Source organism: Mesorhizobium sp. LCM 4576 (assembly GCF_001854815.1).
Lineage (GTDB): Bacteria > Pseudomonadota > Alphaproteobacteria > Rhizobiales > Rhizobiaceae > Mesorhizobium > Mesorhizobium plurifarium.
Genome location: NZ_MDDT01000057.1, coordinates 513,353 through 539,012 on the forward strand (window position 1 = coordinate 513,353; position 25,660 = coordinate 539,012).

Annotated in this window: 23 protein-coding genes and 1 pseudogene; 19 read left to right on the plus strand and 5 right to left on the minus strand. The window is 65.7% G+C overall.

Annotation, left to right across the window (positions count from 1 at the left end; all coding sequences use genetic code 11):
• Positions 1–23: 23 nt before the first annotated feature.
• Positions 24–953, plus strand: coding sequence for an EamA family transporter RarD (gene rarD, locus LCM4576_RS28165; RefSeq protein ID WP_071035694.1), 930 nt, complete (start codon positions 24–26; stop codon positions 951–953).
• An 11-nt stretch (positions 954–964) separates the two neighbouring features.
• Here rarD and LCM4576_RS28170 read toward each other — a convergent pair whose 3' ends face one another.
• Entirely contained in the window at positions 965–1,960 is a 996-nt protein-coding gene (locus tag LCM4576_RS28170; protein WP_071035695.1) for a transporter, read from the minus strand.
• Between the two features lie 245 nt (positions 1,961–2,205).
• Here LCM4576_RS28170 and LCM4576_RS28175 point away from each other — a divergent pair, with 245 nt between their 5' ends.
• The 13 genes from LCM4576_RS28175 to LCM4576_RS28235 all read left to right on the plus strand — a co-directional run bounded on the left by LCM4576_RS28175 (position 2,206) and on the right by LCM4576_RS28235 (position 14,281).
• A complete protein-coding gene (locus tag LCM4576_RS28175) occupies positions 2,206–2,427 on the plus strand; it encodes a DUF680 domain-containing protein (RefSeq protein WP_040984544.1) in 222 nt (73 codons plus the stop codon).
• Positions 2,428–2,726: 299 nt separating this feature from the next.
• Positions 2,727–3,698 carry an MBL fold metallo-hydrolase gene (locus LCM4576_RS28180; RefSeq protein ID WP_071035696.1) on the plus strand — a complete coding sequence of 324 codons (972 nt, stop codon included), beginning with the start codon at positions 2,727–2,729 and terminating at the stop codon, positions 3,696–3,698.
• Between the two features lie 36 nt (positions 3,699–3,734).
• Positions 3,735–4,196, plus strand: a complete 462-nt coding sequence (locus LCM4576_RS28185; RefSeq protein ID WP_071035697.1) for a tetratricopeptide repeat protein — start codon at positions 3,735–3,737, stop codon at positions 4,194–4,196.
• A 238-nt stretch (positions 4,197–4,434) separates the two neighbouring features.
• Complete coding sequence (locus LCM4576_RS28190; RefSeq protein ID WP_071035698.1) at positions 4,435–4,917, plus strand: DoxX family protein; 483 nt, start codon at positions 4,435–4,437, stop codon at positions 4,915–4,917.
• 114 nt (positions 4,918–5,031) lie between these two features.
• Entirely contained in the window at positions 5,032–6,189 is a 1,158-nt protein-coding gene (locus LCM4576_RS28195; RefSeq protein ID WP_071035699.1) for an ROK family transcriptional regulator, read from the plus strand.
• A 421-nt stretch (positions 6,190–6,610) separates the two neighbouring features.
• Positions 6,611–7,690: a Gfo/Idh/MocA family protein gene (locus tag LCM4576_RS28200; RefSeq protein ID WP_071035700.1), complete on the plus strand. Its 1,080-nt coding sequence runs from the start codon at positions 6,611–6,613 to the stop codon at positions 7,688–7,690.
• Entirely contained in the window at positions 7,690–8,517 is an 828-nt protein-coding gene (locus LCM4576_RS28205; RefSeq protein WP_071035701.1) for a sugar phosphate isomerase/epimerase, read from the plus strand. Before LCM4576_RS28200 ends, LCM4576_RS28205 begins: the two co-directional genes overlap by 1 nt.
• On the plus strand, positions 8,514–9,332 hold the full coding sequence (locus LCM4576_RS28210; RefSeq protein WP_071035702.1) for an alpha/beta fold hydrolase: 819 nt from the start codon (positions 8,514–8,516) through the stop codon (positions 9,330–9,332). Before LCM4576_RS28205 ends, LCM4576_RS28210 begins: the two co-directional genes overlap by 4 nt.
• Positions 9,329–10,288 (plus strand): ROK family protein, encoded by a 960-nt coding sequence (locus LCM4576_RS28215; RefSeq protein WP_071035703.1) that lies wholly within the window; start codon positions 9,329–9,331, stop codon positions 10,286–10,288. The genes LCM4576_RS28210 and LCM4576_RS28215 overlap by 4 nt, the downstream gene beginning before the upstream one ends.
• Positions 10,285–11,025, plus strand: coding sequence for an ATP-binding cassette domain-containing protein (locus tag LCM4576_RS28220; protein WP_041009479.1), 741 nt, complete (start codon positions 10,285–10,287; stop codon positions 11,023–11,025). The genes LCM4576_RS28215 and LCM4576_RS28220 overlap by 4 nt, the downstream gene beginning before the upstream one ends.
• A 21-nt stretch (positions 11,026–11,046) precedes the next feature.
• The gene (locus LCM4576_RS28225; RefSeq protein ID WP_071035704.1) at positions 11,047–12,051 is read left to right on the plus strand and encodes an ABC transporter permease; all 1,005 of its coding nucleotides are present in this window, start codon (positions 11,047–11,049) and stop codon (positions 12,049–12,051) included.
• Positions 12,052–12,155: 104 nt separating this feature from the next.
• Positions 12,156–13,166 (plus strand): sugar-binding protein, encoded by a 1,011-nt coding sequence (locus LCM4576_RS28230; RefSeq protein WP_071035705.1) that lies wholly within the window; start codon positions 12,156–12,158, stop codon positions 13,164–13,166.
• 53 nt (positions 13,167–13,219) lie between these two features.
• Entirely contained in the window at positions 13,220–14,281 is a 1,062-nt protein-coding gene (locus LCM4576_RS28235; protein WP_071035706.1) for a Gfo/Idh/MocA family protein, read from the plus strand.
• Here LCM4576_RS28235 and LCM4576_RS28240 read toward each other — a convergent pair.
• Positions 14,278–15,540 (minus strand): ROK family transcriptional regulator, encoded by a 1,263-nt coding sequence (locus LCM4576_RS28240; RefSeq protein WP_052467912.1) that lies wholly within the window; start codon positions 15,538–15,540, stop codon positions 14,278–14,280. The two genes, LCM4576_RS28235 and LCM4576_RS28240, sit on opposite strands and share 4 nt — an antisense overlap.
• Before the next feature lie 189 nt (positions 15,541–15,729).
• On the opposite strand from LCM4576_RS28240, the gene LCM4576_RS28245 reads away from it, so the two are divergent.
• The 5 genes from LCM4576_RS28245 (at position 15,730) to LCM4576_RS28265 (ending at position 21,899) form a co-directional block, all read left to right on the plus strand.
• Positions 15,730–18,288 (plus strand): ATP-binding cassette domain-containing protein, encoded by a 2,559-nt coding sequence (locus LCM4576_RS28245; protein WP_116398026.1) that lies wholly within the window; start codon positions 15,730–15,732, stop codon positions 18,286–18,288.
• Positions 18,285–19,274 carry an ABC transporter permease gene (locus LCM4576_RS28250; protein ID WP_071035707.1) on the plus strand — a complete coding sequence of 330 codons (990 nt, stop codon included), beginning with the start codon at positions 18,285–18,287 and terminating at the stop codon, positions 19,272–19,274. The genes LCM4576_RS28245 and LCM4576_RS28250 overlap by 4 nt, the downstream gene beginning before the upstream one ends.
• A gap of 46 nt (positions 19,275–19,320) precedes the next feature.
• Positions 19,321–20,322, plus strand: coding sequence for a rhamnose ABC transporter substrate-binding protein (locus LCM4576_RS28255; protein WP_071035708.1), 1,002 nt, complete (start codon positions 19,321–19,323; stop codon positions 20,320–20,322).
• A 67-nt stretch (positions 20,323–20,389) separates the two neighbouring features.
• Positions 20,390–21,148: a glutamine amidotransferase gene (locus tag LCM4576_RS28260; RefSeq protein WP_071035709.1), complete on the plus strand. Its 759-nt coding sequence runs from the start codon at positions 20,390–20,392 to the stop codon at positions 21,146–21,148.
• Between the two features lie 133 nt (positions 21,149–21,281).
• On the plus strand, positions 21,282–21,899 hold the full coding sequence (locus LCM4576_RS28265) for a nucleoside/nucleotide kinase family protein (protein ID WP_071035710.1): 618 nt from the start codon (positions 21,282–21,284) through the stop codon (positions 21,897–21,899).
• Between the two features lie 7 nt (positions 21,900–21,906).
• Here LCM4576_RS28265 and LCM4576_RS28270 read toward each other — a convergent pair whose 3' ends face one another.
• From LCM4576_RS28270 to LCM4576_RS28280, 3 genes and pseudogenes are all read right to left on the minus strand, one after another.
• Positions 21,907–22,689, minus strand: a complete 783-nt coding sequence (locus tag LCM4576_RS28270; protein ID WP_071035711.1) for a glucose 1-dehydrogenase — start codon at positions 22,687–22,689, stop codon at positions 21,907–21,909.
• Between the two features lie 101 nt (positions 22,690–22,790).
• Positions 22,791–24,430: pseudogene (locus tag LCM4576_RS28275) on the minus strand (ABC transporter substrate-binding protein).
• Between the two features lie 29 nt (positions 24,431–24,459).
• On the minus strand, positions 24,460–25,488 hold the full coding sequence (locus LCM4576_RS28280; RefSeq protein WP_071035918.1) for an isopenicillin N synthase family oxygenase: 1,029 nt from the start codon (positions 25,486–25,488) through the stop codon (positions 24,460–24,462).
• Positions 25,489–25,660: the final 172 nt, after the last annotated feature.

Consider the following 25,660-nt stretch of genomic DNA (forward strand, 5'->3'; position numbering starts at 1 on the left):
GCGCTGGGCCATAGCGTTAGGCCATGGTCACCGCTACAGCCGATCTCGATCAGGACGCCAAGGGTCGCCGCGGCTTCCTACTGGCGCTCGGCGCCTATTTCCTTTGGGGGCTCTTGCCCTTCTACATGAAGGCGGTGGCGCATCTGCCGCTTGCCGAGGTGATCGCCAACCGCGTCGTCTGGTCGGTGCYGATCGCGGCGGCGGTGCTCATCTGGGCCGGCCGCACCGCCGACTTCAAGGCGGCGATCCGCTCGCCCAAAAGCCTTGCCATGGCCGCGCTGACGGCCGTGCTGATCTCGGTCAACTGGGGCATCTATGTCTGGGCGATCTCCGTCGGCCGCACCGTCGAGACGGCGCTCGGCTACTACATCAATCCGCTGGTGGTGATCGTCGTTGGGGCGGTGCTGCTCGGCGAGCGGCTCGACCGCTTGCAGATCGTCGCGGTGGCGCTGGCCGCGATCGCGGTGACGGTGCTTACCGTCGAGGCCGGCAAGCTGCCCTGGGTGTCGCTGGCGCTCGCCTTCTCCTTCGCCGCCTACGGCTTCTTCCGCAAGACGCTGCCGATCGGCCCGAGCCAGGGTTTCCTGCTCGAAGTGCTTTTGCTGTCGGTGCCGGCGCTTTGCTACATCCTCTACCTGATCGCCACCGGCCAGGATCATTTCATCTCCAGCACCGGTGCCGACACCGCGCTGCTGATCGGTTGCGGTCCGGTCACCGCGGTGCCGCTGCTGCTCTTTGCCTTCGGCGCCCGGCTGCTGCGCCTCTCCACCATCGGCATCATGCAATATATCGCGCCGACTATGGTGTTCCTGATCGCCGTGCTCGTCTTCGACGAACCGTTCGGCACGACGCAGGCGATCGCCTTCGCGCTGATCTGGGCCGCGCTTGCGGTMTACAGCTGGTCGATGTTCAAGGGGCGCGAGATCCGCCAGGCGGCTCCCGCGACAAGATAAGGCATCTGCCCTCAGACGCGCCCCAGCCGTCGCACGACCATATAGACGATGGCGGCGATGACGACCGAGATGGCCRTCACCACCCAGAATCCGGACGGCATGTCGACCAGCGGCACTCCGCCGACATTCATGCCGAACAGGCCGGAGATGATGGTCATCGGCAACAGCACCGCCGTCATGACGGAGAGGATATAGAGCAGCTGGTTCGACTGCTCGGTCAGCTTCGCCATCAGCTCGTCCTGCAGCAGCCTTGTTCGCGCCTRCAACTGCTCGCCGTCATGGTGCAGCGTGTGCGCCCGGTGCGAGAGACGTGTCGCCATGTCGTTGATCGGGTCGGGCAGCTCATTGCGATGCGAATGGTCTAGGTGACGGAAGAGGTTGRTGAGCGTCGCCATCTGCCGATGGATCAGCACCAGCTGCCGGCGCGCGTCGACCAGCGCCTGGCGCTCATTGTGCCATGCATCGCACACGATGCGGTCCTCGATGCCGTCGAGCGTGTCGCCCATCTTGTCGAGCTCGGCCGCCATGCCGTCGAGCGACTGACCCATCACCGCTTCGATCAGTTCGGCCGGCGTGCGGAATTTGCGCGTGCCGTTCTCCACCAGCTTGCGGATCTTGTCGACYGATTCCAGCGGCTGTTTGCGGGCGCCGACCAGCATCCGGTCGTTGAAAGCGAAGCGGAAATGGGTGAGCCCGCGCGCCTCGGCGAAATCGTGCCTGAGGTCGGGCAGGTCGCCATAGAGGAAGTCGTCCTCGAAGTCGATCTGGCAGCCATGRCTGGGCGACAGGAAGGCATCGCGCACCGGCGCCGGCAGGGCCTCTTCGGCGCCGATCTCCTGGCGGGCACGCATGTCGGTGATCTGGTAGCTGCGCCAAGTCCAGTGCGCCTCGGCGGGATCCTTGGTGCGGGAACCGTCGGCTTTGAAATGATAGATGAAGAACAGCCCGTGCTCGTCCGGCAGATAGGGCGAGAGGTCGGTGCCTTCGGCGGGGAGGGCGATGTTCATGGCGGCTTCGCCGGCTCTTGATGCGGTCGGGCTCGCGGGGGCGGCCAAGCAGCGTTTCTAGCATGCGCGACCCGTTTGGGTGTGACAGTTCGATGACGGCCGTCGCTCAGCCGTCTCGGTCCTGATTTCGCGCGTCTCAAAAAATCTTCCGCGTCCCGGGAATAAAGCGCGGGCCTTCCGGGTCTTGGCTGTAGCGAGGCCATCCTCCCAAGGCACGCATCAACCAACCCGGAAGGACTACGCATATGAACAGAACCGTCTTCGCCGCTCTCGCCATTCTCGTTGCCACCGGCAGCGCCTTTGCTGGCAGCGACCGTTTCCCCTGGACGAATGGCGGCCAGCAGGCCGTCGCCATCGACACCATCGCCACCGGTTCCATCGCGAAGCCGGACATGGACCGCCACGACATGAAGCCGGCGGCCAGGATTGCTGCGGAAGAGCCCGGCCAGGGCATTTGGGGTCGTTGAGCCGGCGGGACCGAAAGGTCCTCGCCTTGGAGCCGGGACCGAAGGTCCTGACGCCAGTGTGAGGAAGGCACGCCTCGCCCCGGCTCAACGACCAGACGTCCCGATCTCCCCGGCGCCGGCCGGTCTTCAGTCGCGACGGCCGGCGCCGGTTTCCGCAGCCGGCGGAGGGCAGCACCGGGCCCTCCGCCATTCCCCGCATGTCGCCCAAAACTGCGCAGCGCTTTGGGTGACATGCGGCAGACCAATGAATTACCGCCTAAAACCTGAAGCAGATTTGCAGCCACAAGAGGAGATTTCTGATGTTCAACATGACACGCCGCATGGTGCTCGGTTCCGCCGCCGCCGCTGCCGCCTTCGGCATTGCCGGCAAGCTGGAGTTCGCGCCCGCGGCTTACGCCGAGACCCCGGTCGAGCCGCTGGTCGGCTTCTACAAATACAAGGTGGGCTCGCTCGAGGTCACCGCCGTCTATGACGGCATCTGGCGCAAGCCTCACGACCCGGCCTTCATCAAGGACGTGTCGGTCGACGACACCAAGGCAGCGCTCGCCAAGGCGGGGCTGACCACCGAGTTCATGCCGATCCCGCTCACCGTCGTCGTTCTCCAGATGAACGGCCGCACCATCATGATGGATGCTGGTTCCGGCGTTGGACAGTGGCAGGCCAACGCCACGCATCTTCCGGCCAACATGAAGGCAGCCGGCATCGACTACAAGGCGATCGACACCATCATGATCWCGCATTTCCATCCGGACCATGTCTGGGGCCTGATGGAGAAGGGCACCAACAATCCGGTGTTCCCGAATGCGGAGCTCATCGTCAACGCCACCGAATACAATTGGTGGACGGATCCGAGCCGCCTGGCCAAGCTGCCCGAGGGCCGCAAGCCGGCGGGCAAGCGCATCGCCGAGAACTTCCCGAAGTGGAAGAACTGGAAGCTGGTCGACGACGGCACGGAAGTGGTGCCCGGCATCCGCCTCATGGCGGCGCCCGGCCACACGCCTGGACACTCGGTCTACCATGTCGATGCCGGCTCCGAGCAGTTCCTCGTCTCGGCCGACACCATGTACGTGCCGGCGCTGCTTGCCCCGCATCCCGAATGGCAGGGCAGCTATGACCAGGACGGGCCGATGGCGATCRCCACGCGCCACAAGATCATCGACCAGGTCATTGCCGACAATGTCCGCATCTGCGGCTCGCACTTCCCGTTCCCCGGCACAGGCAGCTTCGTCAAGGACGGCAACGCCTACGCCTTCACCCCAACCCAGATCTGATCGGAATCGGATCCTGAACAGAAAGCGACAACTCCCATGAAACACGTACTTTTCGCGGTGCTCGGCGCCATTGCGGTGCTGACCGCGGCCCCCATCGCCATCGCCGTTCCGGCCTATGCGGTCGACGACATTGAAGGCGCCGACGCGCCCGACCTGACGGCCGTGAAAGCCAAGATCGACGCCAAGGACTACAAGGGCGCGCTGGCTGACCTGCGCGATCTCGCGCAGGACAACCAGCAGGCCGACGTCTATAACCTGCTCGGCTTCACGCTGCGCAAGACCGGCGACTACCAGACCTCGCTGACCTATTACACCAAGGCGCTGGAGCTTAAGCCCGATCACAAGGCGGCGCATGAATATCTGGGCGAGCTCTATGTCGAGACCGGCGACATGGCCAAGGCCAACGAGCAACTCGCCTCGCTGCAGAAGCTATGCCCGTCGGGCTGCGAGGAGCTTTCCGACCTGAAGCAGGCCATCGACACCAAGGTGACGAAGTAAAGCGTCTATTTCCTCGCCCAGCAAAGCGGGGAGAGGTGGCCGCGAAGCGGCCGGAGAGGGGCCTGGCACTGACCTTGCCCCTACAAGTACCGACTTTTGGGCGCCACGGCGGTAGCGCCCGAAAACCGGAGCCGGCGTTCCTCTCCCTCGCGCCGGCTCCGACCTTTCTACTCGATCGCGCAGGCATGTCCACATGGACGCGCGACGCCAACCTGCTTTCCAAAGATTGGAGCCGACCATGACACCGATCGAACTTGTCGAAAAACTTCACGTCAGGGACGTGGTCCTGCTTGCCGGCCGACTGTTGCTGTCCCTGATCTTCGTGCATGAGGGACTGGAACTCGCGACCCATTTCGAAGGCGCTCAGAAGGCGATGGCCGCACTCGGCGTTGGCACGCCGCTGCTTGTCGCCACTATCCTGCTGCAACTCGGCGCCGGCCTGTCGGTGGCGCTCGGCATCCTGGCGCGGCTGGGCGCGATCGGCCTCGGCCTGTTTTGTCTGATGACGGCCAGCCTCTTCCACACCAATTTCGCCAGCCAGAACGAATTGCTGCATTTCGAGAAGGATCTGGCGATTGCCGGCGGCATGTTCATCCTGGCGCTCGCCGGTTCCGGCAGGCTGTCGCTGGACAGGGTGCTGGCGGGCCTCGTCAAGGACACCAAGATCGATCCGCCTATCGAGCAGCACCTGTCGGTGGGGGAGACCAGTCTGCCGGTTTGAGGCAGGGTCGGCGTCACGTCGCAACCCGACGGTGTTCGCGAGCCGACAAGGAAACTTCTTTGGATTGCCCGCGCCCGATGCTATTTGCTCGGGRCCCAACCTGAAGACGTCGCCTTGAATACGACAAGCCTACTGCGCCACATCAATGCAAGGCGTTGCCTTCGACTGCTGCAAAACGGCCGGCAGCTCTCGCGCGCCGAAATGGCCCGCCAGCTCGGCCTGACACGGGCGACCATCGGCAACGCCATGCGCGTCCTGCTCGATGCGGGCCTGGTCGTCGAGAGCGCCGAAATGTCCCCCGAATCGCGCAAGGGCCGTCCGGGCGTGGGCGTTTCGCTCAACCCTTCGGGCGCTTATTTTGTCGGCGCCGATGTCGGCACGCGTTCCTTGACCGRGGTTCTGCTCGACCTGCAGATGAACGTCGTCAGCCGGATCGTCGAGCCGACCGGCCCGCGCTACCGTGACGCCGGGCATATAGCGGCAAGGCTGCTGTCCCTGATCGAGAGGCTGCTCAACGAAAACCCCGCTCTGCAGGACAAGGTGGAGGGCATCGGCATTTCGGTGCCGGGCCTCGTCGGCCGCGACGGCAGCGTGGTGCATGCGCCGTTCCTGGAATGGCGCAACTATCCCCTGCAGGCGGAGCTGACGCAGAAGTCGCCGGCCGATTGGTCGGTCATGGTCTGCAACGACGCCTTCGCCTTCGCCAACGCCGAGCTCGCCGCCTCCGCCACGGCGAAGGCCGGCAGCATGCTGGTCGTGCTCCTGGCCGAAGGCATCGGCGGCGCCATCATCGATGACGGCCGCGTCGTGATGGGCGGCCACGGCTATTCCGGCGAAATCGGCCACACCATCGTTTCCGCCGGCGGCCGCGTCGATACGTTCGAGATGCTGGCCGGCGCGAAGCTCTTCACCCGGCTGTTCGAAGAGGGCCAGCCGGTGGCCGACGGCGTCCAGATGCTGCTCGCCAATGTCGGCGACAAGGATGTGGATGCTGTGCTCGACGCCTGGGTCAGTGGCCTTTCCGCCGGCCTCGTCAACGCCATCCACCTGCTCGATCCCGGTCGCATCGTGCTTGGCGGTCCGCTGGCCGGCCTCTACCCAAAACTCAGCCGGCGCATCCAGGCCGACATCAAGCGACGGCTTCTGGCGGGTTTCGCCATGCCCGAGATCAGTGTGGCGCAGTTCGGCGCCGACGGCGCGGCGATCGGCGCGGCGGCCACCATTCGCGACACGCTTTTCGCTCTGCCAGACCTCGAAGCCAGCACGCTGTAGTTTCGCGGCACCCGGTCGGCGATGTCCGCGTTGGTAGGGTGGCATGTCTTGGAGATTGRCCGAAACGCCCGCCCGAGTCGTCATCCACGGGCGGAGCAAGGAGCGGAGCGACGCGCGCAGACCGAGGATCCATTCCGTTACCTGTGAGTGTTGCAGCGCTTCAGAATGAGTACGGTTCTGCTCCGCCTTCATCCCTCGCGCAACGTCACGGAATGGATCCCAGGGTCTCCGCGACGCCGCTTCGCGGCTGCTCTGCCCAGGGATGACGAGGTTGGAAGGCCTTAGCCAATCCCCAGCGTTTGCGCCGATTCACTGAAATGAGGTGAGCAATCGCCGAAATTCTCATGAAGCGCCTTGACGCGCCGCCGTTTGTGATATTTGTTTTTGTATAAGACAAAAACAAATATCAGGGAGCGAGCCTGTGCCCGTCAAGAAAGACGCCCGTTGTCTGCGCATCGGTATCCTCGGTTGTGGACCAATATCCCAGTTCGCGCATCTGGAATCGGCACAGAAGGGCAGGAACGTCGTCCTCCAGGCCGTATGCGACGCTGATGTCGATCTGGCACGCCGCTTCGGCTCCTTCTACGATGCGATCAGCATCTACGACGACTATGACCGCATGCTCGCCGACCCGGAGATCGAGGCGGTCGTCATCGGCATTTCCGATGCCTTCCACGTTCCGGCGGCAATCAAGRCTCTTTCCGCCGGCAAGCACGTTCTCTGCGARAAGCCAATCGCCATGTCGGTCGAGGAGGCGGAGGACCTGAAAGCCCATGTCGAGCGCACCGGCCTGGTGCTRCAGATCGGCCATATGCTGCGTTTCGATCCGGGCATCCAGGCGGCGCATGAGTTCGTCACCAAGGAGATGGGCTCGCTGCTCGCGCTGAAGGCCTGGTACTGCGATTCCACCCATCGCTACACCATGACCGATGCCGTGCAGCCGGTGCCGAGGAACGGCGCCAAGGCATTGAAGCCGGCCGGGGATCAGAAAGCCGACCGCCAGCGCTATTTCATGCTGGCGCATGGCAGCCATCTCGTCGATCTCGCGCGTTATCTGGCCGGACCGATCAAGTCGGTCCAGGCGCGTCTGCTCGAACGCTTCGGCGCCCATTGCTGGTTCGTCGACACGGAATTCGAAAATGGCGCGCTCGGCCATCTCGATCTGACGCTGCCGATCCGGATGGACTGGCACGAAGGCTTCCAGCTCTATGGCGAGAACGGCAGCGCCGTCGGCAAGATTTTCAATCCCTGGTACTACAAGTCGAGCGAGGTCGACATCTTTCGCGAGAGCAGCGCTTCCTCCGAGCGCGTGCTCGGCGCCGACGGCCATTTCTACCGCCGCCAGCTCGAAGGCTTTGYCGACGTCGTGCTCACCGGCGTGCCGATGAACGGCGCTTCGATCGAGGATGGCGTCGCTTCCGTCCGCGCCATGGTGGCGATCGGCCAATCGGTGCGCAGCGGCAAGCCTGTCGATCTGGCGGACGCTTCGGGGCCGGTCTGATGTATCCCGCAATCTTTGCCCGGACCTATCCGCCCGGCCCCGCCGACCAGCTGCTCTCGTCGATCGGGCAGGATGGCTACGAAGGCATGCAGTTCAACCTGTCATGCCTCGGATTGCCCAGCCTTCCGGATACTGTTCCCGCCGGTGACCTGACGGCCTTTGCCGAAGCAGCCCGTGAGCGAAGCCTGGCGATCGCCGGCCTCTCCGGCACCTACAACATGGCGCATCCCGACGTGGCGGTGCGCCGTGCGGCCCGCGCCCGCTTCGCCAATGTGGTCGCGGCCGCGCCGCTGCTTGATGCGCCGATCGTGACGCTGTGCACCGGCTCGCGCAACGCCGACGACATGTGGGCAGCCCACCCCGACAACGCCTCGACGTCCGCCTGGGCCGACATGCGCGCCGAGCTCGACGCGGCGCTCGAGCTTGCCGAGAGGCACGACGTCAGGCTCGGCATCGAGCCCGAGCCCGGCAACGTGGTCGCCGATGCGGTTCTCGCGCGCCGGGTCCTCGATGAGGTCAGGAACCCGCGCCTCGGCATCACCCTCGACGCCGCCAATCTCGTCGGCGACAGGCTGAGYGACCAGGCCCGGGTCATGGAAGAGGCGGTCGACCTGCTCGGCGAGAACATCATCCTGGCCCACGCCAAGGACATCGACCGCGCCGGCAAGGTTGTCGCCACCGGCGCCGGCGCCGTCGACCTGCACCGTTTCCTGCGGCTCCTACGCTCCTGCGGCTACGGCCAGGCGGTCGTCGCGCATGGCTTCGAGCACAAGGATGCGGCCGCGTCGGGCGCGGCCTTGCGCGCGCTTCTCAAGGACGTGTCGTGACCGCCGGAACCTTCACCACCGCCGACGGCTGCGCGCTTGCCTTCGATGTCGAGGGTAAAGGGCAGCCGGTGCTGTGGCAGCACGGGCTCGGCGCGCCTCTCGACCAGCCGGTCGAAGTGTTCCCCGAAAACACCGGCCTGCAACGCATCACGCTGATGTGCCGGGGTCACGGCGCCTCCGCGCTTGGCGATCCGTCGCGCCTCTCGATCGCGCAATTCGCCGACGATGCGCTGGCGTTGCTCGACCATCTCGGCATCGAGCAGGCCGCGGTCGGCGGCATCTCGCTGGGCGCGGCAATTTCGCTGAGGCTTGCAAGCTTTCATGCCCAGCGCGTGGCAAAGCTGGTGCTGGCGCGGCCGGCCTGGGTGGACGGGCCTTCCATCGAGCGCCAGCACGGCTATCACGTCGCGGCGCAATACCTCGAAAAATACGGCGTCGATGAAGGCGCCGAGCGTTTTCGCGCCGCGCCTGAGTTCCTCGAGGTCATGGCGGCCTCGCCCGACAATGCGGCCTCGCTCATCGGTTTCTTCAGGCGCCCGCGGCCCGACACCACGATCCCGCTCCTGTCGCGTATCCCGCTCGACTGGCCGGGCGTGAGCCGCGCCCAAATCGCGGCGATCCGGCAGCCTGCGCTCGTCATCGGCAACGACCAGGACTACGTCCATCCGCTGGCCTATGCGCGCGAGCTGGCCGGGCTCATCCCGGGCGCCCGGCTGGCCGAGATCACGTCGAAGACGATCGACCGCGCGGCCTATGTCGCCGAGTTCCGGAACGCCTTGGCAGGCTTCCTTCCGGGCAGGGGAGGCGACCGATGACGCGCGCCTCGATCCGCTCGATCCTGGTCGTCGATGTCGGCGGCACCTCGGTCAAATGCGGCATGGTCGTCGACCGTGTTCCGCAGGCCGGCGAGCGGCTCTTCCCGTCCTCCTCGCTGCGCAACGCCGATCCCGTCGGCAGCTTCGCCAGGCTCGTCAGGGAGTTCTGTGCCGAGGCGGGCCTTATCCCCGACCTGATGGTCTCGACCGTTCCAGGCTTCATCGATACCGACGGCGACCGCGTGCTCTTCGCCGGCAATGTGCCCGAGCTCAACGGCCATCGTCTAGCGAGCGAGCTCGGCGCGCTGCTTGGCTTCCCCGTCATCATCGAACGCGACTCCGTGCTGGTGCTTGCGGGCGAGGCAATCGCGGGTGCTGCGAAAGGCGCCGACAGCGTGCTCGGCCTGTTTTTCGGCACGGGCKTCGGCGGCGCCTTCCTGCAGGGCAGCGAAGCCTTTCGCGGCGGCGGCTGGGCGCTGGAAATCGGCCACATGCCGTTCGGCAATGAGGGCAGGACGCTRGAAGGACTGCGTACCGACTGCCTGGAAACCTATGTTTCCGGYCGCGCTCTGGAAGTGATCGCCGCCCGGCACGGCGTTCCGGTCACCGAGGTCTTTGTCCAGTCCCGGCGCATCCCTGAGCTCAGCGCGGATGTCGACCGGTTCGTGCGTGATCAAGCGCTCGCCGTCGGCACGGYGGTGGCGCTGTTTTCCCCGGCCACCATCGTGCTCGGGGGAGGGGTCTGCGCGATCGAAGCATTCCCGCGCCGGCAGTTGGAGGAACTGGTGGCGCTGCGCGCGCCCTTCGCCGAGACGGGCCGCCCGATGGATCTGCGCTGGGCCGGGCTCGGCTGGCGCGCCGTCCTCTATGGCGGTCTCAAGGCCGCCGACGACTATGCCGCGGCGCGATCGATGCCGGCATCCGAAGCCAAGCAAGAACGGGAGTCCCTGCCATGAGCCTGTTGGAGCTGAAGAACATCTCGCGCCAGTTCGGCGCCATCCACGCCGTCGAGGACGTGTCGTTCAAGATCGAGCCCGGCGAGATCGTCGGCCTGATGGGCGACAACGGCGCCGGCAAGTCGACGCTGGTCAAGATGATCGCCGGCAACTTCCCGGCCTCGTCCGGCAGGATGATCTTCGACGGCAAGGAGGTTGAGTTCAGCCAGCCGTCCGACGCCCGCCGCGCCGGCATCGAGATCGTCTACCAGGATCTCGCGCTCTGCGACAATCTGAGCGCCGCCGCCAACGTCTTTCTAGGCCGCGAGATCATGCGCTCGGTCGGCCCGTTCAAATTCCTCGACCACCGCAAGATGCGCGAGCGCGCCGCAGAGCTGTTCCGCGAACTGCAGTCCGAGACGCGGCCGCGCGACGTGGTCAAGCGCATGTCGGGCGGCCAGCGCCAGGCCGTCGCCATCGCCCGCACCCGCCTGGCCGACGCCAAGCTGGTGCTGATGGACGAGCCGACGGCCGCGATCTCGGTGCGCCAGGTTGCCGAGGTGCTGGCGCTGATCAAGCGCCTCAAGGAGCGCGGCGTCGCCGTCATCCTGATCTCGCACCGCATGCCCGACGTGTTCGGCGTGTGCGAACGCATCATGGTGCTGCGGCGCGGCCACCTGGTCGCCAACAAGCTCGCTTCGACCAGCTCGCCCGAGGAAATCACCGCCTTGATCGTCGGCGCCAAGGCCGCGGCCTGAAGGCAACAGGGGAGGATTGAGATGAACAAGTCTCCGGACGCAAGCAACCTGGATTCGGTCTTCAGCCTGTCGGAACGCAGCAAGCTCGGCGAGATGCTGCGCAGCCAGGAATTCTGGATCGTCGTCGCGGTGCTGATCATCGGCGCCGTGGTCGGCATGATCGCGCCGCGCTTCCTCACCAGCGCCAACATGGCCAACATCCTGCAGAATTTCTGTTTCACGGCGCTGATGGCGATCGGCATGACGCCGGTGATCATGACAGGCGGCATCGACATCTCGGTCGGTTCCACGCTTGGCCTGACCGGCGTGCTGCTCGGCCTGTTCTGCGCCAGCGGCTATCCCTTCGCCGTCGTCGTGCTGTTCGTGCTTCTCGTCGGCACGTTCGTCGGCATCGTCAACGGCGCGCTGGTCTCGTACCTGAAGCTGCCGCCCTTCATCGTYACGCTCGGCATGATGAGCCTGGTGCGTTCGCAGACGCTGRTCGTCACCAACAACCAGGTGGTCTACGATTTCGGCAAGGCGGGCGACACGCTGCTGGCGCTGGGCAGCGGCTCCTTCCTCGGCGTGCCGAATGTGCTGTGGGCCGTGATCGTCTCGGCCGTCGTCATGCAGTGGCTCTTGTCGATGACCAAATGGGGCCGCTACGTGCGCGCCATCGGGGGCAATGAAAACGCCGCGCGTCTCTCCGGCATCCCGGTCGATCGCGTCAAGGTTTCGACCTATGCGCTGCTCGGCGCCATGACCGGCATGACCGCCATCTTCCTCGTCGGCTGGATGGGCGCCGCCACCAACGCGCTTGGYCAGGGCCAGGAACTGCAGGTCATCGCCGCGACCGTCATCGGCGGCGCCAACCTGCTCGGCGGCTTCGGCACGTCCTTCGGCGCCGTCATCGGCTCGGTGCTGATCGAAGTGATCCGCAACGCCCTGCTGCTCGCCGGCGTGAACCCGTTCTGGCAGGGCACCTTCGTCGGCCTCTTCATCCTGTTCGCGGTACTGCTTGAACGGTTCCGCTCCACCCGCGCCTAGCACCGTCCCGGACAGACCGAGCCCATGCGCCCGGTCCGCAGATCATGTCCGGGAGGGATCGCGCAATTCGTGCAGACGACACATCAAAAGAGAGGAGAAACATCATGACAGCCATCATCAACAGACTGACGTTGCGGCTGRCCGCGACCGCAATCGCGGCAGCGCTTGCCGCCGGCACGACGGCCGCTCCGRCTTCGGCCGAGACCTATGCGGTGATCGTCAAGACGGTGAATGACGTCTTCAGCGCCCCGGTCAAGGAGGGCTGCGAAARGGCCGCCAAGGACCTCGGCGTCGAGTGCTACTACATCGGCCCGTCGGAGGTGAACGAGGCCCAGCAGCTCCAGGTCATCAACGACGTGCTGACCAAGGGCGTCGACGGCATCGCGGTCTCCGCGACCAATCCGAAGTCCGTGGCCCGGCTGCTGGAAAAGGCCAAGGCCGCCGGAATCCCGATCGTGACCTTCGACGGCGACCTGCTGCAGGAGGACGCCGGCCTGCGCTCGACCTTCATCGGCACCGACAACTACAATTTCGGGGTCGAGCTGGCGAAGAAGGTCGTCGAATACAAGCCGAAGGGCGGAACGGTCTGCATCCAGACCGGCACGGCCGGCTCGCTCAATCTCGACCTGCGCGTCCAGGGCATTCGCGATACGCTGGCCAATGTCTCCAAGGACAAGCCGGTGAAGCGTCTTGCCGGCGAGAACGGCTGGACCGAGGTAGACGGCTGCCCGATCTACAACAATGACAACATCAGCCTCGCCGCCCAGCAGATGAACGACGTGCTGGTGGCCAATCCCAAGCTCGACGCCTTCGTCGCCGTCGGCGGCTGGGCGCAATACGCGCCGTCGGCCTACCGCCAGGCAGTTGGCCGCGTGAAGGACCGCGTCGATTCCAAGGACCTCGTCATTTCCTTCGGCGACGCCTTCGCGCCGCAGCTGCCGCTGCTCAAGGATGGGCTTGCCCACTACCTCGTCGGCCAGAGCCCGTACAATATGGGCTACAAGTCGATCGAGGCGCTGCATGACCTGAAGCAGGGCAAGACGGTGCCGCCCTATATCGACACCGGCTTCGTCAAGTGCACGCCCGACATGGCCGACACCTGCGGCAAGAACTGATCTTCAAACGGACCGGCGGGAATTCCCGCCGGCCTCCTTCCAAGGAAAGCGCAGTGAAGAAGCTGAAGGTTGCGATCCTCGGCACCGGAATGATCGTGCGGCGCGCCCATCTGCTCGCATTACTTGGCGATGCCAGGGTCGACGTGGCGGCGATCTACGGCCGCAACAAAGAGACCRCCAGTGAGTTGGCCGCCGAATTCGGGATTCCGACGGTTGYCCGGACCATCGAGGAGGCGACGGGCGTCGATGGCCTCAACGTGGTGGCGGTCGCCTTGCCGAATTTCCTGCACCGCCAGGCGGCCGAAGCCGCGATCAAAGCGCGGCTGCACATCTTGATGGAAAAGCCGCTCGCGACGTCGCTCGACGATGCCCGGGCCATGGTCAATGGGGCCTCGGCAGCCGGCATCGGCTTCGCCGTCAACCTGCCTCAGCGTCACCGGCCGTCCATGCGTTTCATCAGAGATGCGATCGAGACCGGCCGCATCGGCAATGTTCAGACGGTCGAGGTGCGCATGTTGCGGCGGGCCGGCATCCCTGGTTTCGGAACCTGGTTCACCCGCAAGCAGACCRCAGGCGGTGGCGTGCTGGCGGACCTTGGTCCGCATGTCATCGACCTGGCTCTGTGGCTGTCCGGGAGCGCCAGCGCGGCCGTGACCGAGTCACGGATCTGGCGCAGCTTGGGTCCCCTTGGCAAAGGGCTTGGCGATTGGAGCCCGCATCAGCCGGTCGAGGCGTCCGCAACCCAGTTCGACGTCGAGGACCGGGCCAGTGTCTCTCTGCGCTCGGACAAGGGCGTCGAGATAAGATGCGATGTGGCCTGGGCCTATGCCGGCCCCGACGAAAACCGCGTGCGCGTTATCGGCGACAAGGGAGGGCTGGACTACTGGCCCGAAGCCAATGGCGACCAGGAGCCCTTGCGCTATTTCGACGCCGATTTGAATTCTCGATCCATGGCGGTGGCCGGCGATCATGCCGATCTGACGCCTGCTTGGAAGCAATGTGTGGCGTCCTTCATCGACGACATTCGTTCGGGGCGCCCGCTGCCGCGCRGCGACGGCGCGCTGGCCGTGCATGAGATCATCGATCGGGTCTACCAACGATCCCGCGTGAACTAACCCGCCCGTTCAGCCTGGCCGGCAAGCGCCGAGAGGCTGCCTAAGAGCTTCGTCCGGTCCTTGCCGATCATCAGAACGCTGCTGTCGGGCGCGAGCAGCGCCGAGAAGGGCAGCATGGCCGCGCCGATCGGCGAGGCTTCGGGGCCGAACTGCCCCGGCACGATTTCCGGAGCGACAATGCCGATGGCGCTGACCCGGTTGAACTGGTTCTGCACCTTCGCCAGCAATTCGAGATGGATCGAGCGCGGCAGGATCGAGTCCAGCACGATCGCCTCGATGTCGATGACCGAGGTGATGGCGATGATCGCCTCGACCAGCGCGTTGGCGCAGTCCTCGATCCATTCGAACAGCGGTTCGCGCGCGCCGGGCGGCATGGGGTCGAGCTCGCGCACCCTGACGATCTCGATGCCGCGCGATTTCAGGTGATTGACCAGCACATAGATCGAGGCGCGGTGCAGCAGGCTCTGGTAGCGCGCCGGCTTCGCCGCCACCGAATCCAGGCTCGACGGCGAGACCGGCAGCGGGCCGAGCGCGGCGCTGTTGCCATGTGGGCCGGTATGCACCTTGCCGCTCTGCACCAGGCCGCCGCCGACGAAGGTGTCGATCGAGATATGCATGAAATCGTGGAAGCGCGCGCCGGCGCCTTGCACGAGCTCGGCCAACGCCGCCGAGGTGGCGTCGTTCTCGATGAACACCGGAACCTTTGGCGGCGTCGCGAAGAAGGTCATGAGGTCGATCGCTTCCCAGCGATCGCCGAGGTCGTCCGGAAAACCCAGCTCCTCGCTCCAGCCGCCGAGGAAATAGGGCGAGGCGATGCCGACGCCGACGATCGAGGCATCGTCGAGCCCGTCGACCAGCGCCTCGAAATTGGCGAGCGAGGTGTTGCCGGCCCTGCGCACCAGATCCGGATCCGGATAGCGGTACTCGTGCGATGCGCGCGCCCGCACCTCGCCGGCGAAATCGACCAGCACGGCTTCCAGCGCGCGCCGGCCGATCTTGATGCCGACGCTGTAGATGCGCTCCGGCGCCAGTCGATAGAGGATCGATGGCGATCCGCGCTGCCCGAACCTTTTTCCCACTTGCTTTACGAAACCGGCCTGCTCCAGTCCGTCGACGATATCGGCGACGGCGGCGGGGGTGAGGTGGGCGGCGCGCGCCAGGTCCGACTTGGATGCCTCCTTCAAGCGGCGGATGGCGTCGAGCACGAAACGCTCGTTATAGTGCCGAACCTTGACCGAATTGCTGCCTTTTCCCGACAAAACGCCATCTCCCAGGTCTTGCCGCGAGCGCGGCCGGCTCTATCCATGGTCACGGCCATAAGGCTGACGGATCACGGCTGAGCACGGCGCGACACTGCGCGTTGCGCCCGAGGAAGTCAATTTTCCGGTTGCGGGTTTGGTGTATTTAATATAGCAAACTGAAAAAATAACTACGACCAGGGAGGAAACGTGCTGCAGCAAGGCGCGCTTGGCGAAGCCGTCGCGACGGCGGCAAGGGCACCAGTGGCGCTGATCGGCGCCACCAAGGCCTTTGGCGGCACCGTCGCGCTGAAGGATGTTTCCTTCGACCTGCGTTCGGGCGAGGTGCTGGCGCTGCTTGGCGAGAACGGCGCCGGCAAGAGCACCTGCGTCAAGCTGCTCGCCGGCGTGTATTCACCCACGGACGGCCATGTCGAGGTCGACGGCAAACCCGCCAGCTTCCGCTCGCCGCACGACGCTCAAGCCGCCGRCATCGCGGTCATGCACCAGCATCCCGGCCTGTTTCCCGACCTGTCGGTGGCGGAAAACATCTATCTCGGCCACATGCCGCGCGACCGTTTCGGCGGCATCGACAATGCCGCCATGCTTGTCGGCGCCAGGAAGGTGCTGGCCACCGTCGGTCTTGCCGTGCCGGCCGATACCAGGCTCGGCGCTCTGCGCACTTCCGAGCAACAGCTGGTCGAGATCGCCCGCGCGCTGTCGCTCGAGGCGCGCGTGCTGATCATGGACGAGCCGACCGCGGCACTTTCGCAGCGCGAGGTGGAGCGGCTTTTCGCCGTCGTCGCCGATCTCAAGGCGCACGGCGTGGCGATGATGTTCGTCGGCCATCGCATGGACGAGATCTTCCGCATCGCCGACCGCATCGCGGTGCTGCGCGACGGCCGCCTGGTCGGCGTCAAGCCGAAGGTGGAGCTCGGCCGCGCCGCCGCGATCTCCATGATGGTCGGCCGCGAGGTCAGCGATCTCTACCCGGACCGGCGCGAAAAGCCCGGCGCGCTGGTGTTGGAGGCAAGCGGACTGTCGCGCGCCGGTGCCTTCGCCGATATCGACCTGAAGCTCCATGCCGRCGAAGTGGTGGGCTTAGGCGGTCTCGTTGGCAGCGGCCGCACCGAGATCGCGCGCGTGCTGTTCGGCATCGACCAGCCTGACGCTGGCCAGATCCTCATCGACGGCAGGCCGGTGCGTTTCGCCTCGGCGCGCGACGCCATGGATGCGCGCATCGCCTATGTCTCGGAAGACCGTATGGGCCAGAGCCTGGTGATGGATTTCGGCGTTCTCGACAACGCCGTTCTGCCGGTTCTCGACAAGGCATCTCGCTTCGGCCTCTACGGCGCCGACCGCGCCGTCGGCCTCGTTGCCGATTGGCTGAAGCGCATGAAGTTGCGCTTCGCCGGCTACGGCCAGCCGGTCAAGGAACTGTCCGGCGGCAACCAACAGAAGGTGGTGCTGGCCAAATGGCTGCGCACCGAGCCGCGTGTGCTCATCCTCGACGAGCCGACGCAAGGCATCGACGTCGGCACCAAGGCTGAGGTGCATGCCATGATCGCCGATCTTGCCGCGCAAGGCATGGCGATCCTGCTGATCTCTTCCGAAATGCCGGAGCTTATCGGCATGTGCGACCGCATCGTCGTCCTGCGCGAGGGCCATCRCACGGCTGAATTCGCGAGCGGCGAAGCAACCCAGGAAAAAGTGCTCGAGGCCGCGACCCGCACGGTCGAGCAGGCCGGCGCGACGACGCAGACGGAGCAGGCCGCTCTCGAGGAAGCAAGCAAAGGCCCGGCAAATATCCTCAAGCGCCGCGAGTTCGGCCTGCTCGCCGCGATGCTGGCGGTCGCCGTTCCGGTCACCATCATCAATCCGCGCATGGTCAGCGCCGCCAATTTGACAGCGGTATCGATGGATGCTGCGTTGCTGGTGGTTGCCGCCCTTGCCCAGATGCTGGTGCTGATCACCCGCAACATCGACCTTTCCATCGCGTCGGTGATCGGCTTGTCGGCCTATATGGCGGCGAGCATGGTGCAGGCCTATCCCGGCTTCGACATCGCCATTGGCCTTACGACYGCCTGCGCCGTCGGCACGGTCTGCGGGCTCATCAACGGCCTCGTCGTCACCCGGGGAAAGATCCCGGCGATCGTCGTCACGCTCGCCTCGATGTCGATCTTCCGCGGCTTCAACTCGATCTGGGCCGCCGGCGACCAGGTCAGCGCCGACGAGGTGACGCAGAGATGGCTCGACATGACCGGGCTGAAGCTCGCCGGCGTGCCGCTGATTGTCGCCATCGCGATCCTTATCCTCGGCGCCGGCTATGTGCTGCTCTACCGCACCGCGATCGGCCGCGAGCTGTTCGCCACCGGCTCCAATCCGGACGGCGCGCGCCTCATCGGCATTCCGGTCGACCGGCGCATCTTGATGGCCTTCGGGCTGGCTGGGCTGCTCGGCGGCCTGTGCGGCGCGCTGTGGGCCTCGCGCTACGCCACCATCGACGCCCGTGTCGCGCTGGGTTTCGAGCTGACGGTGATCGCGTCCGCCGTGGTCGGCGGCGTCGCCATCCGTGGCGGCTCCGGCACGCTGCTCGGCATCGTGCTCGGATCGCTGACGCTGCTGGTCATCAAGAACGGGCTGACCCTGGTGCGGGTCGATCCGCTGTGGCTGCAGGGCGTCTACGGCCTGGTGATCCTCGTCGCCATCGGCATCGACACCTTCATCGTGCGGCGCGCCGAGCAGGCCAGACAGGCGAGGATGAGATGAGCAAGTTCCTCCGCTCCATCGACTTCTGGGACTTGCTGCTGGCCGCCGCCTGCCTGGCGGTGTTCCTCTATGCCGCCGTTTTCGTGCCCAACTTCGTTTCCGGCTTCAACCTCTCGCAGCTGGCCGCCAGCGCATCGGAAAAGGCGCTGCTGATCCTGCCGATGACGCTGCTCATCATCTGCCGCGAGATCGACCTCTCGGTCGCCTCTGTGCTGGCGCTGACGTCGGTGATCTTCGGCCTCGCTGTCCAGGCCGGTATGCCGACCTTCGCCGCGATCCCGCTGACGCTGCTCTTCGGCGCATTGCTCGGCGCCTTCAACGGCTTTCTGGTGTCGGCGCTCGGCCTGCAGTCGCTGGTGGTGACGCTGGGCACGATGGCGCTCTATCGCGGCATCGGCTACATCCTGCTCGGCACCGGCTCGGTCAACATCCTGCCGCCCGCGATCGTCGATTTCGGCATAAACAACCTGCCGGGAACGCAGATCCCCTGGACCATCGTGCCCTTCGTGCTGCTGGCGCCGGTCTTCGCGATCGTCTTGCAGAAGACTGCGACCGGCAAGCGRCTCTATGCACTCGGCGGCAGCCCCGAGGTCGCGCGCTATTCCGGCATCGACACGCGCCGCATGGTGCTTTCGCTCTTCGTCGTATCGGGCGTCGTCGCGGCCATCGCCGGCATCGTCTACACGGCGCGCCTCGCCAATGCGCGCGCCAACAACGCGCTTGGCATGGAGCTCGACGTCATCACCATCGTGCTGCTCGGCGGCGTCAGCGTCTTCGGCGGCAAAGGCAAGCTCACCGGCGTCATGCTGGCGCTGGTGCTGATCGCCAWCATCCGCAACGTGCTCGCGCTCAACCAGATCGGCGGCGACGCGCAGGGGATGATCATCGGCCTGCTCCTGATCGGCTCGCTGCTGGTCGGCAATTACTGGCGTTCCCTGGAGGAGCGTCTCTCAAGATCGCGCGCCTTGCGCGAAACCAAGGGGTGATCTCGGGCCCCTTCCTGCAAGCCCGAATTAAACGGAGGAGTGTACAATGAAAGCGTTCGGACTAGCCCTGCTCGCATCGACCATTCTGCTTGCCCCAGCCTCGTTGGCCCTTGCCGACGAATGCGCCAAGGAGCCGGTGACCGTCGGCTTCCTGCCCAAGCTCGACACCGATCCCTATTTCAAGGTCGCCCAGCAGGGCGCGGAGGAGGCCGCCAAGGAGATCGGCGGCAAGGCGATCCAGGTCGCGCCGTCGCAGGCAACCGCGGAAGCGCAGATCGATTTCATCAACAGCCTCGTCACCCAGAAGGTCGGCGTCATCGCCATCTCGGCCAATGACRCCAACGCGGTTGCGCCCGCGCTGAAGYGCGCGGCACAGCAGGGCGTGAAGGTGGTGTCCTACGATTCCGACGTCGCCGGCGACGCGCGTGCGGTCTTCGCCAACCAGGCCAAGGGCGACAGCCTGGCCGAGATGATGCTGGAAAGCGCGTACAATCTGATGGGCGGCGAGGGTGACTTTGCCATCCTGTCGTCGACGCCGACGGCCACCAACCAGAACGCCTGGATCGACTTCATGAAGAAGAAGATGGCGGCCGAGCCGAAATTTTCGAAGATGAAGCTGGTGCAGGTCGCCTATGGCGAGGAGAGCGAGCAGGTCAACCAGCAGCAGGCGCTGGCGCTGGTCCAGGCCTTCCCCGATCTGAAGGCGATCATCGTTCCGGCCGGCATCGGCCTGCCGGCCGCGGYGCGCGCGCTGGAGGAAGCCGGCCTGATGGGYAAGGTCAAGCTGACCGGCCTGGCGCCGGCGACGCTCATCTCGAAATACATCAAGGACGGCTCCGCCCAGGACATCTGGTGGAACGTTTCCGATCTCGGCTACCTGACCTACCAGACCGCCCAGGCGCTGGCGCAGTGCAAGATCACAGGCAAGGAAGGCGAGAAGTTCAAGGCCGGCCGCCTCGGTGAATACACGATCGGTGCCGGCGGCGAGCTGGTGCTCGRCCCGGCCAAGATCGTGACGCCGGAGAACCTGGCCGAGTTCAAGTTCTGATCCTTTAAACTCGGCGGGCGCGCCAAGCGCCCGCCGCTCTTTTCTCGATCGCGCGGACGGTTAGGCAATGAAGATCCTGCTTGCGGGCGAAACCTTTTCGGCCACGACAACGGTGGCTTCCGGCGCCGAGGTGTTGACCAGCGCCGCCTACGTCAACGGCGCCGCAACGTTCAACGCCGCTCTGGAGACCGAAGGCATTTCGGTTACCCAAATCGGCGGCGAGCGTTGTCCGGCCGAATTCCCTTACGACCTCGAAGCGCTTGCTCCCTATCGTGCGGTGGTGATCTCCGACGTCGGCGCGCTGAGCCTGCTGGTTACGCCCGAGGCGCGCGCCGGCCGTGTCGGCGTCAATCGCCTCGACGTCCTGAAAGCCTATGTCGAGGGCGGCGGCGGGCTGATGCTTGYCGGCGGCTATATGGGCTTCCAGGGCATGTTCGGCACCGCGCGCTTCCACGACACGCCGGTGGAGGATGTTCTGCCGGTACGCTGCCTGCCTTTCAGCGATGGGCTGGAAGTGCCGCAGGGGTTGCAGGGCTCCATCCTGCAGACGTCGCATCCGATCCTTGCCGGCATCGAGGGGCCGCTGCCGCCGATCCTCGGCATGAACAAGACCGATTTCCGCCGTGACGGCTCCTCCCGGCTGCTCGCCTCCTGCCACTATCGTGGCGCGGACTGGCCGCTGCTTTCGGTGCGCGAGCTTGGCAAGGGCCGGACCGCCGCCTGGACGACCGACATCGGCCCGCACTGGCTGTCGCAGGATTTTCTCGCATGGCCGCTCTACGGCCGGCTGATGGCGAACATCATCCGCTGGATTGCGGGCGACTGACTCTCATACCTTTGACCAGTGCCGCTGCCTGGCCTCCCTCCGGGCATCGCCATGTTGACCGCCTTGGCGAGGCGGCGCTGGTCAAATCCCTTTCAATCCATGCAATCAGCCAAGACCCGAGGACCGACCGACCATGAGCGACTGGAACGATCTCGTCTCGCGCATCCTGGCGACCGAAGCTGGCGGCGCACGCACCATGATCGCCATCGCCGGGCCGCCCGCCGCTGGCAAATCGTCCATCTCGGAACGGCTGYTGGCGGAGCTCGCCGCCGAAAGCGCCGAAATCCTGCCGATGGACGGCTTCCACTATGACAATGYGGTGCTCGACCAGCTCGGCCTGCGCCAGCGCAAGGGTGCGCCGCAGACCTTCGACTTCGACAATTTCGAGCTGACCTTGCGACGCGTGCGAGACACCGCGCAAAGCGTCGCCGTGCCGACTTTCGATCGCCCGCTCGACCTGTCGCGCGCCGGCGCAAGGCTGATCGCGCCAACGACCCGCTATGTCATCGTCGAGGGCAATTACCTTTTGCTCGACCGCGCGCCATGGTCCGGCCTCGCCCGCCTGTTCGACCTGTCGGTCTTCCTAACCGCGCCGCGCGCCGAGCTCGAACGAAGGCTGCTGCAGCGCTGGACGGACCTGAGCTATCCGGATGAATACGCGGTCGCCAAGGTTCGCGGCAACGACCTGCCCAATGTCGACCTCGTGCTGGAACACAGCATGCCGGCGGATGTGACGTGGGAGTCTAGGTGAGGGACCTCTACAGCACACTCGTGATCCCGCCGTCGACCAGCAGCGTCTGCCCCGTCACGAAGCTCGCGGCGTCCGAGGCCAGGAACACCGCGGCGCCCGCCAGTTCCTCGACATCGCCCCAGCGCCGCATCGGCGTGCGGCCGGTGAGCCAGCCTGAGAATTGTTCGTCGGCGACCAAGGCGGCGTTCATCTCTGTCTTGAAGTAACCGGGCGCGATCGCGTTGACGCGCACGCCGTGCTGGCCCCATTCGCCGGCCATCGACTTGGTCAGCATGGTGATCGCCCCCTTGCTTGCGGCGTAGGGAGCGATCGAGGGGCGGGCCAGCGCGCTCTGCACCGACGAGACATTGATGATCACGCCCTTACGGCGTTGGATCATGCCCTTCGCCGCGGCGCGGCTGACCTTGAAGACGCCGTCGAGATTGGTCGCCATCAGTGCGTCCCAGTCGGCATCGGAAAAGGTCTCGAGCGGCGCGCGGCGCTGGATGCCGGCATTGTTGACCAGGATGTCGATCGGCGCGGTGCCGGCTTCGCTCGCCGCGATTGCCGCGTCGACCGACCGCGTGTCGGTGACGTCGATCACCGCTTCCGCCACAGCGTAGCCCTCGGCGCGCAGCCGGTCGCCGGCGGCTTTCAACTCATCGGCCTTGCGGCCGCCGATGGTGACGCGGGCGCCGGCGGYGGCCAGCGCTTCCGCGAAGGCGAGGCCCAGCCCGCGGCTGGCGCCGGTGACGAAGGCATGCCTGCCTTCGAGGCCGAAGAGGCGGCCGAGATAATCAGTCGAATGCAATTTGCACCTTCATCGATGTGTCGACGGGCATTGTCACCCTGCCCAACAGCTCAAGCAAGCRCAAGGCGTCGGCCAGCACGGTCACGCCTTTGCGACCTGCCTTAAGCCGCGAGCCAGACGTCGGTGAAGTCCAACTCGTAGGTCGGGTGGGCGTGGCGGTTCGTCACCTGCTTGGCCGAGTGGCAATAGAGCTTCATCCAGTAGGGTTGGATGATCACGCCGGACTGCTGCAGGATCGTTTCCACATCCTTCATCACCGCTTGCGCTTCTCGACATCGGCGGTCTTCAGCGCTTCGTCGAGCTTGGCGTCGAACTCCTTCGAGGCGAAGCCGCTCTCGTTCCACGCCTCGCCCGAGYGGTAGGCTAGCGCCAGCACCTGGACGCCCAGCGRCCGCATCGCCCAATTGGTGGTCGAATAGGGGAACTTGGCCCAGCCGTTCCAATAGGTCGAGGCCGGCAGCACGGTGCGCTTCACCTTGAAGCCCGCCTCGCGTAGCTGCGAGGCGATCGCGTCGGCGGTGTTCTTGCGGTAGTCGTCGTCGATCGAGAAGAGCTCGTGCTCGTAGCCCATCTGGCCGGCCTCGCTCATCAGGCGCTTGGCCTCGTCGAGGTCGCGCTTGATCGGCGGCAGCTCGGCATAGTCGGGATGGATGCGGCAGACATGGTGGTTTTCCGCCACCTCGCCGGCATCGGCGATGCCGAGCTTCAGCACCACCGAATTGTCGACGGCAAGCTGCAAAGCGCGCCGCACGCGCTCGTCCGTATAGGGCGCGGTCGCCGCATTGGCGCGGGCAACCACGGTGGAGGCCGAAAGGATCTCGCTTTTGGTCAGGCCCATGCCGTCGAACACGGAGATGAAGTCGCCATTGCTGTCGAGATTGGTGTGGACCTCGCCGGCCTCGAAGGCGCTGACCAGCGCGTTGGGATCGACGCCGTAGTCGATCATCTCGATGCCGTCGAGCAGCGCTTCGCCGCCCCACCATTTGCCGCTCGCGCGGCGCTTGAACACCGCCCGCTGGCCGACATCGAGCGACACCAGCTCGAAGGCGCCGGTGCCGACCGGATGCTTGGCGAGATCGCCGTCGGCGGCGTCGAAGTCGCGATGCACGAGCAGCGCCGGATAATCGGCGAGGTTGGGGATCACCGTGACATCGGGCGCCGAGAGGTTGAGCACGACCGTATGGTCGTCGACCTTCTCGATCGCGCCGGCGCGCAGCTTGCCGCTGTCGCCTTCGGTGAGGCCGGCAAAGCGCCGCGCCATCGAATTGCCGGCGGCCGCGGTATCGCACCAGCGGGTGAAGTTGAAGATCACGTCGTCGGCGCTGAAGGCATCGCCATTGTTCCAGGTCGCGTCCTTGCGCAGATGGAGCGTGTAGCGTGTGGCGTCGTCGTTCACCTCCCAACGCTCGGCGAGCATCGGCTTGAAGGTGAAGGTCTCGGTGTAACGCACCAGCGGCTCGAGGAACTGCCGGCCGATGTTGCCGAGGTCGGAGGAATCGAAGGTGCGCGGATCCTTCAGCCCCGGCACCAGCATCGCCACTTTTAGCACGCCGCCGCGCTTCGGCTCGTCGGCCCGCGCCTCGCTCGGCGCGGCAAGGCCCGCCATCGCGTAGGCCGCGGYGGTGGAGGCGCCGAGCGCGCTGGCCACGGCGAGGAACTCGCGGCGGTCGACCTTGCCTTGTCTCACCGCAGCCTCCCACCCGCCGAGGATGGAAGGCAGCTTGCGCGTGTCGGTGCTCATTGTTCGTTCCCCCTGTTGGTTGCTGACGATCAGGCGGCGGCCGGTCGTCTTGGCTTTCGCAGAGTCTTGACGCCGGCCATCTCGACGAAATTGGTCGCCGACTCCCACAGATAATCGCCGTAGAGGAAGGGCGCGAAATCGCTGGCGCCCTTGATCGGCAGCGGCGCGATCTCGGCGTCGACGCGCGGCTCGTAGAAGAAGGGGATGGAGTAGCGCGCCGTCTTCGGYGCGATCACCCGGTGGCGTGTCGCCTGCACCACGCCGCCTGTCCAGCGTTCCAGCAACTGCCCGAAATTCACCGCCAGCGTGCCGTCGGCGGGCGGCACGTCGATCCACTCGCCGGCATGGTTCCTGGCCTGCAGGCCTGCGACGCCATCCTGCGCCAAAAGCGTCACGAAGCCGGAATCGGCGTGCTCGCGGCCGATGACCAGCCGCCGCTCGCCCTTGTGCATGACCGAATATTCAGGCTTCGACAGGTCGACCACGCCGTCCTCGGTACGCAGCGGATAGCGGATCAGCCTGAGCGTCGAGATGCCGCCCTGGAAATGGCCGTCGAAAATGTCGTCCTCGAGCCCGAGGCTGCGCGCGATCGAGGCCATCAGCGCCGCGCCGACCTTTTCCATCGAGCGGTAGTAATGCGCGGCCGCCGCCTTCCATCCTGGAACGTCGCTTTCGGCCGGCAGCGGCGTGCGTTCGAGCAGCGGGTCGTCGGCGGCGAATTCGGCGTCGGCATGGGCGATGTCCGGCCCCATGTCGATGCCTTCCTTGTAGGACACCGCGGTCGGCTGCAGCGGGAACCAGCCGCGATAGTAGTTGGATTTCGACGGATCGAAATTCCAGCGCAGCAGCTTCTGCTTTTCCGCATCCGRCAGCTCGAAGATCTTCAGGAGCTCGCCGCGCCGCTCACGCGTCAGAAGCTCGGCGCCGGGAAAGCCGCGAGCGGTCATGAAGCCGATGCCGGAGGCGGCGGCGAAGATCTGGCGGTCGGCCTCGTCGCGGGCGGGCGAGGGCGGCTCGAACAGCGGCGCGATGTCGATGGCGGGGATGGTCTCACTCATCTTGCGATCCTTGCGATGCTTGGGAACCGGCGTGCCGCAATCGAAGTCGCCGACGCAGACGCGCACGCCGTCACGCGAGGGCCTCGCTCACTGTAGGTAACGATTTCTGGATTGCTTGGCATCGCGGGTCCGTTTCGTTCCGACGCCTTGCCGGTCGGAGAAAGCGGCTCGA